The 11,795-nt window shown below is 66.5% G+C and carries 8 protein-coding genes; 2 read left to right on the top strand and 6 right to left on the bottom strand.

Translation table 11 applies throughout. The annotated features are described in order from the left end of the window. Positions 1-167: 167 nt before the first annotated feature. Positions 168-1,583, bottom strand: coding sequence for an aspartate aminotransferase family protein (locus FJY88_08385; GenBank protein MBM3287350.1), 1,416 nt, complete (start codon positions 1,581-1,583; stop codon positions 168-170). A 127-nt stretch (positions 1,584-1,710) separates the two neighbouring features. On the opposite strand from FJY88_08385, the gene FJY88_08380 reads away from it, so the two are divergent. Next, positions 1,711-3,258 carry a hypothetical protein gene (locus FJY88_08380; protein MBM3287349.1) on the top strand — a complete coding sequence of 516 codons (1,548 nt, stop codon included), beginning with the start codon at positions 1,711-1,713 and terminating at the stop codon, positions 3,256-3,258. A gap of 166 nt (positions 3,259-3,424) precedes the next feature. Here the strand turns inward: FJY88_08380 and FJY88_08375 are convergent, their stop codons facing one another. The 5 genes from FJY88_08375 to FJY88_08355 all read right to left on the bottom strand — a co-directional run bounded on the left by FJY88_08375 (position 3,425) and on the right by FJY88_08355 (position 10,540). Continuing rightward, positions 3,425-6,055 carry a hypothetical protein gene (locus FJY88_08375; GenBank protein MBM3287348.1) on the bottom strand — a complete coding sequence of 877 codons (2,631 nt, stop codon included), beginning with the start codon at positions 6,053-6,055 and terminating at the stop codon, positions 3,425-3,427. Between the two features lie 197 nt (positions 6,056-6,252). Then, positions 6,253-7,224, bottom strand: coding sequence for an aldo/keto reductase (locus tag FJY88_08370; protein ID MBM3287347.1), 972 nt, complete (start codon positions 7,222-7,224; stop codon positions 6,253-6,255). A gap of 11 nt (positions 7,225-7,235) precedes the next feature. Next, the gene (locus tag FJY88_08365) at positions 7,236-7,838 is read right to left on the bottom strand and encodes a hypothetical protein (protein ID MBM3287346.1); all 603 of its coding nucleotides are present in this window, start codon (positions 7,836-7,838) and stop codon (positions 7,236-7,238) included. Further along, entirely contained in the window at positions 7,804-9,597 is a 1,794-nt protein-coding gene (locus tag FJY88_08360) for a hypothetical protein (protein MBM3287345.1), read from the bottom strand. The genes FJY88_08365 and FJY88_08360 overlap by 35 nt, the downstream gene beginning before the upstream one ends. Before the next feature lie 37 nt (positions 9,598-9,634). Continuing rightward, positions 9,635-10,540 (bottom strand): class I SAM-dependent methyltransferase, encoded by a 906-nt coding sequence (locus FJY88_08355; GenBank protein ID MBM3287344.1) that lies wholly within the window; start codon positions 10,538-10,540, stop codon positions 9,635-9,637. 175 nt (positions 10,541-10,715) lie between these two features. Here FJY88_08355 and FJY88_08350 point away from each other — a divergent pair. Then, positions 10,716-11,795, top strand: a 1,080-nt coding sequence (locus tag FJY88_08350; protein MBM3287343.1) for a hypothetical protein, incomplete at its 3' end; no start/stop codon positions are given.

The following is an 11,795-nucleotide window of genomic DNA, read 5'->3' as shown; positions in this document are numbered from 1 at the left end:
GATGGCCTGGTGGGCCGACCCCCTGGGATGGAGGCACGCGGGCCGCGCCACGGACCGATTAGCGTGCCCGCAGCTAGAAGCAATGTCAACACTCAAGTTCAGAAAAGCGCAAGGACCAGGTCTCGCAGGCCGTCCGCTCGAGGCCGCTCGCGCAGGCCGGCTCCCTTTCACGGTCCGGTCGCCTCGGCAGCCTCCCTGATCCACGCCCATGCCTCCTCGACATGCCTTCGGCGAGTGCTCGTCTGCCCGACACAGAAGCGGAGAACCATCCGCCCCTCGAGGCGGGTGTGCGTCAGGTAGAGTCGGCCCCCTTCGTTGATCCGGTTCATGATCTCCTCGTTCACCCGGTCCCCTCCTCGGTGCCGGAAGCAGACGAGGTTCAGCGGGGGAGGAACGGCGACTTCGAAGCGATCGTCGCGCTTCACCCAGGATGCGAACTCCTGGGCGAGACCGACATGCTCCCGCACGTGATGGCGCAGCCCTTCGAGACCGTAGTGGCGTATGACGAACCAGAGCTTGAGAGCGCGGAAACGCCTGCCCAAGGGGACTTGCCAGTCGCGGTAGTCGATCACCGCGCCCGACTCGGTCGCCTTGTTGCGGAGGTACTCCGGAAGGATGCTGAGCGCCTGGATCAGCGCCCTGCGGTCGGCGACGTAGAAGCAGTCGCAGTCGAAGTTCGTGAACATCCACTTGTGAGGGTTGACGCAGTAGCTATCGGCCAGTTCCAAGCCGTCGTGGATCCAGCGGAACTCGGGACAGAGCGCGGCCGTCCCCGACATCGCTCCATCGACGTGGAGCCAGATCCCCTCGCTGCGACAGATCGCCGCAATCTCGGGGACGGGGTCGATCGCGTTCGAGGATGTGGTGCCGACCGTCGCGACGACGAAGCAGGGCTTCCGTCCCGCCGCTCGATCCTCCGCGATCCCCCGCGCGAGCAGGTCGGCCCGCATCGCGAAGCGTTCATCCACGGGGATGAGACGGAGGTTGTCGCTCCCGATCCCAGCGATCTTGACCCCTTTCTCGATCGAGGAGTGCGCCTGAGCGGAGGCGTAGGCGACGAGCCGCCCGTCGCACCCGCGCGCGTTGGTCTCGAGTCCCGTCGCGCGCTCGCGGGCGGCGAGGATCGCGCACAGGGCGGCGCTGGAGGCGGTGTCCTGAATCACCCCGCCGCCGCTGCCGCTCGAGCGGAACCGCTCGGGGAGCCCGAGCATCTCCGCGAGCCAGTCGAGCGCGTGCGTCTCGAGCTCCGTGCACGCGGGACTTGTCGCCCAGATCATCCCCTGCACTCCCAGTCCCGCGGAGAGAAGCTCCCCCAGGATCGCCGGGCCGGACGCGTTGGCCGGGAAGTAGGCGAAGAAGCTGGGGGATTGCCAATGGGTGATGCCCGGGAGGATCAGACTCTCGACATCGGCGAGGATCCTGTCGAAGGGCTCCCCCGTCTCGGGCGGGTGAGGAGGCAGCGCTGCGCGGATCTCTCCCGGTTTCGACCGGGAGAGGACGGGGTAATCCTCGATCCGCTCCTGATAGCGGGCGATCCACTCGACGACCTCGCGGCCGTGACGCCGGAACTCGTCGGGGGTCATGTGGAAACTCGATTCCGCCGCCATGGCCACCTCCCGCTGGCTCCAGCGAAGCCTATCATGCTTCTCGCCGCCCTTCTTGCCGCTACCTTGACCTTCCGGTCGACCCCACCTAGAATGGGTTGCCGTCATGAGGGCGGGCCGGGTCGATCTCGGCGCTCGGCCCCGAAGCTCCCCGCCGGCCCTCCGCGCGATCCGAGGCCCACGAGAGGAAGGTGCCAGAGCCATGAAGACGCTCCCCTATCCCGCAATCCTGCTCGCCGCCGCGCTCATCTTCCCGCTTCTCCATGCGCCGGCGGCATCCGCGACTCCCTACTGGGGCCCACAGGAGATCGACGCCTACATGCAGCGGCTCCAGATTCCCGCGGGCGCTGAGCCGCCCGACGGCCCGGCCACTCTCCAGTTGCGGGAGCAGGCGAGCCCCACTCCGACCTACCTCCAGGAGCTGGGTCTGATCGCCCAGTTCCTGAAGGGCATGCAGGTCGCGACCGGGGTCGACTCTGGAGGAATCCGCGAGGGGGAGCACATGCTCAACGTCATCCAGACCGACAACACGTCCGAGGCGATCTGGGTCTGGTGCCGCTACTACGAGTTGACGGGGGACAATCAGTACTTCCAGAACGTGATCGATGCATTCGAATACAGCCTGCGCTTCCCCGCCTACAGCGAGGAGAACGGATCGACCCCGCAGTACGGGTACTACAGAATGTACAACTGCGGTTGGGCGACGCGGGCGGAGCTCAAGTTCCGAAGGACCTACTTCGATCAACGGTTCAGGGCCTACGGCGACTCGTGCGCTTCCTACATCGCCCACCATACGCTCGTCCGTCCGGGCAGCTCCTTCTACAACTATGTTAATCCGCCGGTGCTCTCGTGGGCGCTGGGAAACCTCTACTACGTCGGCCAGCAGACAGGGAACCCGCAGTGGATGACCTACGCGGCTCAGGAGGCCGAGGCGAAGGTGAAGCCGTGGATCGAAGGCGAACCCACGCTCCTCGGGAACCAGACATGGGCGATGTCCGGCGGCGCCACCATGTGGGGCTTCGTCAACTCCTATCTCGCCGCCCATCCTGAGAGCACGGCCACATGGTTGCCTCGGTACAAGGGATTCATGGACACATCCTCCGATCCGGGCGACTTCACGAACGCGTGGAACGGCTGGTACGCCCTGGGACACAGGAGCGTAGGCCTCGCGCTGCGCGATCCGCAGCACCTGGCCGTTCACATCGATCTCACGAGCTTCCTTCGCGCCGAGGACGCCGACGAGGACGGCGGCGTGCCGGCCCGCCCTGAAGACACCGATCTGATGGACCAGAGCTGGGTGTCGAACTACCTTGCCTTCATGGGCCTCAGCGATTGCCTCGGCATCCAGAGCGGCCTCGATCCCTCCTGGACCCCCGAAGACGGCCCCAGCTTGCTGTGCTTCCCCAATCCTTTCCGCGGGACGGCGACGATCTCCGTCGATCTTCCGGCGCCGAGCCTCCTGTCCGCGGCGGTCCACGACGCGACGGGGAGACAGGTGAGGCTCCTCAGGAGCGGCTTCGCGCCGGCGGGACGCCTGGACCTGTTCTGGGACGGGCGGGCATCCACCGGCCGCATGGCGCCTTCGGGCGGATACTGGGTGACCGTGCGGACCGAGGACGGCGCCGTCACGCTCCGGATCGTCCGGATCGAGTGACCGCGGTCGCAGCGGGGCGAAGGGAGCCGTCGGGGTCCCAGGACGCCCCAGGTGGAGCGCTGGTGGCCCGCGCAGATCGCGCCCTGCGAATCAGCGAGCGAAGCGGGCCGCAGCGCGACGCCAGAGCCGAGCGGAGGCGCACCCGAGGACCCAGGCCCGATGCGGCCTATTCGATCAGCGTGAGCTTCACCGACTCCGTCTCGCCGGCTCGCGAGAGGCGCGCGAAGTAGACGCCGCCACGCGCGCGCCTGCCGGCGTCGTCCTTACCATCCCACGAGGCCGAGGCGACTTCCGCTCCCTCGGATGAGACAGAGAGCACGCGGATGCGCCTTCCGATCTGATCATAGATGGCGACCTCCGCCCCCCCATCGGCGCCTCCGTAGAAGCGGATCATCGTCCCCTCGCGGAATGGATTCGGCTCCGCGTGGGCCCGCCGCGAGCTGATCTCGGCAAGCTCCGCCGCTCCGGCCGTCGCGGGGAGAACCGCCTCGTAGACGCCGTTGCCGAAAGTCGCAGCGCGCATCAGGCGCTCCTCGGGCTTGATCACGAGGTCGAGGACCATGGCGGGCGGCATTCCATCGTTCATCTCGAACCAGCTCGTCCCTCCGTCCATCGATTGGAAGACGCCCAGATCGGTCCCGACATAGATCCACTCGGAGTTCTCGGGGTCGACCTCCACGCACTGGACCGGGATGTCCGGGAGGTTTCCGCTGCGATCCTCCCAGGTGAGACCCGCGTTGCTCGACCGATAGACATGCGGATTGCCGTAGCCCGAGAAGGTGAGCCAGACGATCCTGCTGTCCCTGCGGTCGTAGCTGAGATGGGTCGGATACCGGTTCGGCAGGCCGGCGCTCGTCGTGGTCCAGCTCTGCCCGCCGTTGACGCTTCTGCGGATCTCGAAGGTCGCCGGGCTGCTCCCGCTTCCCGTCCCCGCGCAGAGGGTGTCGGGGCTCGTGTAGGAGACGCCGATGATCGCGATCGGGGTTCCGTTCCAGTTGCTGTTCCCATCGGGATACGACCAGCTCGATCCCCCATTGATCGTTTTCTTGACTCCCTTCGTCCCGGCGTAGAGGATGTTCGGGCTCGACTCGCAGATCACAAAGGGAGCGATGAAGTTCGCCTCGGTCGAGGAGTAGGGATGGACCTCGGTCCACGAGTCGCCGCCGTCGAGGCTCTTGTACATGTTCAGATAGACATACTCCTCGTAGATGATGTTCTCGTTCGTCGGATCGATGGCGCACCAGCCGCCATCGCCGCCGAAGATCTTCGACCATGACGGCGTGCCGAGATACTTGAGCGTCCCGTTGTCCTGGAGTCCGCCGACCGCCAGCGCGGTCGTCGTGTATCCGCCGGCGAACCCCGTGTAGAACTGTGTGGTCACGAACCCGCCGTTCTTCCCCGACCAGTTCAATCCTCCGTCGAGGGACTTGAAGACTCCTCCATCGGAGCCGGCGTAGACGATGTCCGGATCCGTAGGATCGAAGACGATCGCGTGCTGGTCGGCATGGACGTAGTCGGGCGTCCCTTCATCGCCGCCCGGCGTGATCACTCCGCCGTAGCCGTTGTACCAGTAGGACACCTGCCCGAGCGTCGATCCGCCATTGGCGCTCCTGTACCAGTCGAGTCCTCCGCAGAAGACGATGTCCGAGCTGGCGGGCGACGTTGCGACCACGTTGTCGTACCAGCCCTGGCTCCCGACATAGTTCGTGCTGTTGACGTTCGTCCAGGTGTCCCCGCCGTTCGTGCTGCGGAACAACCCGATGATCTGGCGGGTCGACCCGTTGGAGATCCCGGCATAGATCACGACATGGGAAGGAGAGGTGCGGTGCAGGGCGAGCGATGTCCTGCCGAAGTCGGAGGTCGGGAGCCCTCCGGCGAGCCTTGCCCAGGTCTGTCCCCCGTCGGTCGTCCGGTAGAGACCGGGGTTCGGCGCGCTGTTGAGCTGCCCGTGCGCCGCGTAGACGCGCTGCCGATCGAGCGGATCGATGACGACATCCATGGCCATGAGAACCGGATTGGACAGATTCCAGGTTCCGCCTCCATCCATCGTCTTGTAGAGCCCTTCGCTCGTCGCGGCCCAGAGGACTTGCGCGTCGACAGGGTCCATCTTGAGAGCAAGGACGGCCCTGCTCTGGTCGAAGGTCCATGTGAGCCCGGTCTCGTTCCAGGTCGCCCCGCGGTCGTTGCTCTTGAGAACTCCCATGCCGTAGCTGGAGCGCGCGCCTGGCGTCCCGACGAGCGGACGAACGTAGCGGCTGATCTCCCCGGTGCCGACGTACATCACTTGCGGGTCGTTCGGATCGATCACGATCGAGCTGATCGAGAGGGTTGGGTAGCCGGTGTCGATCCATGTCCAGGCCGAGGATCCTTCTCCCGCTGTGGCGGATCGCCAGAGGCCTCCGCTCGCCGCCCCCGCCCAGATCACGTTCGGGTTCTCCGGGTCGATCGCCAGGGCCAGGACGCGGCCCCCCACGTTGTCGGGACCGATCGAGGTCCAGCTGGTCCTCGCTCCGGACTTGTTCACGCCCAGGACATCCTTGGCGTAGCGGTAGGCCTCATAGAAGGCCGACTTCGGGATGAGGTCGTTGGGATAGGCGCGCGTGCCGTACCACCACTCGAACGCCTCCCATGCGTGCCCCTCCTCCTTCTTGTCCTTCTTCTCCTCCTCCTCGGGGAAGGCAAGCTCCTTGAGCCCCGGAGGGACCGGCCGCTCGCGCTCGCGCGGGGCCAGCTGGTAGGCGATGAGAACGACGACGGCAAGCGCCGTCAGTATTGCGGTGATGCGAAGTGGCTTCATCCCGATTCCCTCACTCTCAAGAAGACAAACCCGATCGACGCTCAAGGCGAGACGGACGAGCCTGCTCGACCGCCGGCAACCCCCAATTATACGACCTATACGCGCCGGCGCTGCAGGGATTTGCGGAGCCGGGCTTGCGCCGCAGGGATTCGCGAACCGGCTCGTTGGCCGGTAAGGGACTCAGCCCGGTCCGGGCATCAGGCCAGGCTCTGGTCCCGCTCGAGAATCAGGGCGTCGATCTCCTCGATGTCTTGCGCGGAGAGACTCCGGTCGGCGGCGCGCGCCGTCTCCTCGATCTGTGAGGGCCTGCGGGCTCCGACGATCGCCGACGTGATCTCGCTCCTGCGGAGCGTCCAGGCGATGGCGAGTTGCCCGAGCGTCCCGCCGTCTCGCTCCGCGATCGGCCGGAGCTTGTCGACGAGACGGAGATTCGCTCCGAGCAGCGGCTCCTGATACTGCCGGCTCTTGCGCCGCCAATCGTCCTCCGGAAGAGCGGCGAGACGCTGCTTCGTGATGGCGCCGGTCAGCAATCCGGCCTGCATCGGGCTGTAGGCCACCACGCCGATCTCGTTCGCGGCGCAGTACGGGAGGATCTCCTTCTCGACGTGGCGGGTGAGCATGCTATAGGGAGGCTGGAGGCTCGCGACCGGATGGAACGCCCGCACCCGATCGAGCTGCGCGACGCTGAAGTTCGAGACGCCGGCGCAGCGGACCTTCCCTTCCCGGATGAAGGCGGCGATCGCGCTCCACGCCTCCTCGATGTCGGCGTCCGGATCGGGCCAGTGGATCTGGTAGAGGTCGACATGGTCGGTCCTGAGGCGCCTCAGGCTCGCCTCCAGCTCGCGTCGCAAGCTCGCGGCCTTCAGCCTTCCGTAGGGCGTCGTGCTCCCCTCGTCCCACACCAGGCCGCACTTGGTCGCGAGGATGACGTCCCTGCGCACTCCCTCGAGAGCCCGCCCGACGACCTCCTCGGAGTGTCCCAGCCCATAAACGGCGGCCGTGTCGATCCAGTTGATCCCAAGGTCGAGAGCGCGGTGAATCGCGGCGACCGATTCCTTGTCGTCCTGCGGTCCCCAACCGAATGCCCACCCCCCGCCGCCGATCGCCCAGGCCCCGAGCCCGATCACGGTCAGGTGAAGATCGCTGGATCCAAGTCTTCTCGTCCGCACGGTTTCACCCCTCAGAGACGGATCACGGCGCCTATCGACACATGATGAAGGAGCGCGAAGGTGTAGACCTCGTCATTGTCCGCTCCCCCCTCCAGCAAGCGATATCCCCCTCTCAGGGACAGGCGCTTCCCCAGATCGCGCTCGACCCCCGCCAGGACGTCCGCAGCGCGCCCCTGCGGCGCGGCAAGCGCATCCGCCTCCAGAATCAACCGCAGGGGCTCGGAGAGCGACCACAGGAATCCGAAGTTCAGCAGCGGCACGAATCCGGTGTTCGTCTTCTCCGCCTTCGCTCCCTCGCTCCATAGCGCGATCGAGGCGTCGCGAATCTTCCCGGTGAGGCCGATCCTCATGAAGGGAACGGGGTCGGCGGCAAGCTCCTCGGACAGGGAGAGGCGCGTGCCCCCCTCCCCCGGAATCCGGACATCGTTGTAGCCGCTGAACGCGGCTCCGGACTCGACGTCGACGGTCCAGCGCGGCTCACTGGCGAACGACGGCTGCGCGCTCGCGCCCACGCGCGGCATGCATGAGAGGAAGAGGGCGAACACCGCCGCCCTTGCCATCCTCGCTCCGTCGGCCATCCTACCGAAGGATCGCCCACTTCGCCGTCGACTCATGGTTCCCTCCTGAATCGCGCGTCCCGACGCGGACGAAGTAGAGTCCCGAGGGGAGATCGCGCCCGCCATCATCCTTCCCGTTCCAGAAGACCGGCTTCGATCCGGCGCCAAGAGAGATCCAGCCACGGCCGATCGGATGGGCGACGCTGCGGCCGGCGGCGTCGAGAATCTCCAGACGCGCCATCCCTCCGCCTTGGAGGCCCACACGGATGCCGAGGGGAGCCCTGCTCGGACGGCCGGGATTGGGTCCGATGCAGAGACGGATCGGGGCGACGCAGTTGTCGACCGTGTCCGCGGGACCGACCGGCCGAAAGTCCGCGCAGGAGAGGATGTGATCGGAAACCTCCGAATCGCTCGCGAGAAGGCCGTAGTGGGCCAGAGTGTCGGCCGGCATCTCGGGCGTGTAAAGGAGGTAGTGGTTGCCGAGGCCGAGCACGCTGTCGGTGTAGATGAAGAAGTCGAGATGGCCGGGCCAGTAGCTACTTCCGTCCCTGCGCCATGTGTAGCCGACTCTCTTCGCGGTCTGGCGTGAGATGAGATCGGCGAGACCGCTTCCGTCCCAGTCGGGAGCGAAGTCGGGTCCGTAGGCTCCCTCGTTGACGATATCCCCCGTCAGAAGAGAGAGCAGGTGTTGCCGGAGCGTCACGAGGTTGAGGTCCCCCACGATCAGGATCGGCGTCCCGGAGTCGACGGTGACCGTGCCGCCTGGGCTCTTCGCGTCCTTGATGAATGAGAGAATCCGGTCGATCTCCGCCTGTCGGCTCGAGTTGTTCGAGCAGCAGGGAAGATGCGCGTTCACGACCAGAAGCCTCGCCTCGAGCAGCGGCCGCGTGTCGATCAGCGCGGCCAGATTCCCATCGAGCGACCAGGTCTGTTCGATCGGGAAGCGACTCACGGTCTTGCAGTCCTGGTTCCCGGCGGCGTACCACTCCTCGCCGGGTCCGGAGGGGAGCCATGTCTCGACGAAGTCGGCCGTCTGCTGCGCCGTATGGTCGTAGATCTCCTGGAAGTGGAGGAGTTGCGGCTCGATCGCCGCGAGCTGTCTGCCGAATCGCGGCCCGCTCAGCGAGTCCCAGGGGCCGTCGGTCTCCACATTGTAAGTGATCATCCTGAGGTCGTCCGCTTCCTGCCGGCCGAGCGGGATGCTCGTTTCGGCCGGCGGCGGCCCTCCATCCATCGTGTAGGTCGCGATCCCGCCCGCGTCGGGCAGGCGGTCCCCCGCCTGCGTGTCCCAGAGCAGGATCCTCACGGCCGAGCCCGCGAAGAGAAGGTGGGAGCCGTCGGGGCGCGCGTCGCGGCCTATGGCGATCTCGAAGATCGAGCCCGTGACGGTCGGCATCGCCCTGAAGCGGATGTCGGACTGCGAGATGTTCGTCGATTGAGCGCCGAATCGATAGACCCCCTCGCGATCCCCGAACCGCCACTCCAACTCGGCGCCGATACCGCCTACGGAGAGTCCCGTCGCGGAGTTGGCGTCCGTGTCGAGATAGAGGGTGAGCCGGTGGCCGTCATTCAGGAGCAGCTCCGTCCCGACATCGAACCGCAGGAAGAGAAAGCGCGCATCGTCCGCGGCGGAGAGCGAGCGCAGATCGATCCCGCTCGTTCCCCCGTCGCCGGCCGGGTCGGCGAGGAGCTGCGCGATGCCGTCCCAGTCGGAGTCCAGACCGTCCAGGATGATCGGAGATGGAAGCGCATGGAGCTGCGGCGCGACGATGACGAGCGCCGAGGACAGCAGGACGAGGAGGAGCGTTCGGTTCATGGCCTCCGCGCGCTTCCTCTCCCTTCCGAGGAGGGCCTCAGCCCGCGAATCCGACCACATAGGCAAGCCAGCTCGCCATCTCCCCGATCGAGGAGCGCCTGCGGTAGATCCCGGTCGGCTTGTTCTTCTTCTCATCCCACCCCTCGACATAGATCCTGATCTCCTTGAATCCCGCCTCCAGCATGATCTCGCGAAGCTCGGGGAGGGTCCAGTAGCGCCAATCATAGGCGAAGGCCCTCTTGATGCGGATCCCTCCCGGCAGCTCGAAATGCATGTTGCACAGCAAGCGATGATCCACCGGATTGAAGCGGATCTGCTCCCATACATAGGTGAAGCGGGGAACCAGACGGCCTCCCGGAAGCGCCAGCGGACCGATGCAGCGACGCTCCTCTCCGACCTCGGTGGCGGCCGTTCCGCCGAAGGCGTCCAGGATCAGCAGGCCGCCGCGCGTGAGCGCCCCGCGGGCCACATGGAAGTAACGGCGCAGCAGCTCGCGGCTCTTGAAGACCGAGTAGGAGAAGTTGAAGGCCGCGACCAGATCGACCTTGGGTCCTGGAACCCGAAGGACGTCGTCGCAGACCAAACGGATGCGGGAGGCGGCTGGGCCGAGGGGAGCCACATGGTGTCGATGCGCCCACGCGAGAGTTCTCCTGTGCAGATCGATGCCGATCGCGCTGTTCTCGGGGCCCCGCCGCACCCAGGCGGCTGCGAGAGCGGCCGTCCCGCAGAAGTCCTCTCGGAGGGCGCGGAACGGGCGGCGGTTCGCCTCGCGGTAGATCCGCTCCGCGAAGTCCAGTTCCTCCTTGATGTCCTGGACGGAGGCCTCATAGAGGACCAACGGATCGACGGGCGCGCAGCGCGCAGCCGCCATCGGCCCCTTCTGCCTCCGCGTCTCCTCCCGGGAAGAGCGACCTCTCTTCGGATGCGGCAATCGACTGCCCATCGGCGAATTCTACATCAGTCAACGACGATCCCCAAGCGATGAAGGACGAAAGATCTGGACCGAGTTCCAAGGCTCTGCCAGTCTTTGGGGCTCGAGCGAGTTTCCGGACGGCTTTGACACGATCTGAGGAGCGAGCGAATCGTCCCAGCGTTCGGGTCGGACAAGGGACAGACCGATGAGCGATGGCCAGAGCATGATCCGCGCGCCCATCATCGCGGCAGGCTTCGCCCTGCTGCTGCTCTTCATCGCCTGCGGCGACGAGGAGCCGACGCGCCCCCCCACGCCGAGGTGCGCGACGCCGACCATAGAACCCGCATCGGGCACCTACACCGCTCCGATCCGGCTCACGATCGAGTGCGCCACCGACGGCGCGACAATCCGCTACTCGGCGGATGGATCCGATCCGGCCGAGACATCCCTTGTCTACCTGCAGCCGATCTCCATCAGCGCGGATGCGGTCATCAAGGCGCGCGCCTGGAAGGAAGGGCACATTCCGAGCGAGATCGCCTCCGCGTCGTTCCACTTCAGCCTCTGCTCGTTGGCGGTCGAGTCCCCGAACGGCGGCGAGACGCTGACGGAGGGTGAGGTCGACACGATCCGCTGGACGGGAACGATCTGCCCCGGCGCGATTCGAATCGAGCTGCTTCGCGACGGAGCGGCCTGCGACACCCTCGCCGTCGCCGCGCCCAACGTCGGCGCATTCGAATGGACCGTGCGAGGCTGCGGCGGGCGGTTCGACGGCTATGCGATCCGTCTGACGGAGACGCTGAGCGGCGCCTTCGACGAAAGCGACGAGCCCTTCAGCATCGCCGCCCCCTGCGTCGTCGAGATCGTCGCGCCCGCCGGAGGCGAGACGTGGACGGAGGGCTCCCTCCAAGCGATCCTCTGGAACGCCGCGGGCGACTGCAGAGACGGCGTCGTCATCATCGACCTGCTTCGCGACGACCTGCCTTGCCGTAGGATCGCGGAGAACGCCTCGGGAGGAAGATTCGACTGGACCGTCGCCGGCTGCCCGGATGCCGGCGCCGGCTACAGGGTCCGCGTCACGGACCTCGCGAGCGGCGCATCCGCCCTTTCCCCGTCCGAGTTCCAGATCGCGGCCTCTCCATGCGCGATCGGGCTGACATCTCCCGCCGGAGGCGAGTTCTGGCAAGAGGGGAGCGAGCGCACGATCGCCTGGTCGGCATCCGGATGCGGGGACTTCATGCGGATCGATCTACTCCTGGACGGCGCCGTCTGCGAAACGATCGAGGCA

This window comes from Candidatus Eisenbacteria bacterium (genome assembly GCA_016867495.1).
Taxonomy (GTDB): Bacteria; Eisenbacteria; RBG-16-71-46; order CAIMUX01; family VGJL01; genus VGJL01.
This window is presented reverse-complemented; position numbering and strand designations above follow the sequence as displayed.

Excerpts from the sequence above, each read along its gene's own strand:
- FJY88_08385 (MBM3287350.1), bottom strand. The coding sequence starts at position 1,583 with ATGACCCCCGACGAGTTCCGGCGTCACGGCCGCGAGGTCGTCGAGTGG.
- FJY88_08380 (MBM3287349.1), top strand. The coding sequence starts at position 1,711 with ATGAGGGCGGGCCGGGTCGATCTCGGCGCTCGGCCCCGAAGCTCCCCG.
- FJY88_08375 (MBM3287348.1), bottom strand. The coding sequence starts at position 6,055 with ATGAAGCCACTTCGCATCACCGCAATACTGACGGCGCTTGCCGTCGTC.
- FJY88_08365 (MBM3287346.1), bottom strand. The coding sequence starts at position 7,838 with ATGAGTCGACGGCGAAGTGGGCGATCCTTCGGTAGGATGGCCGACGGA.
- FJY88_08360 (MBM3287345.1), bottom strand. The coding sequence starts at position 9,597 with ATGAACCGAACGCTCCTCCTCGTCCTGCTGTCCTCGGCGCTCGTCATC.
- FJY88_08355 (MBM3287344.1), bottom strand. The coding sequence starts at position 10,540 with ATGGGCAGTCGATTGCCGCATCCGAAGAGAGGTCGCTCTTCCCGGGAG.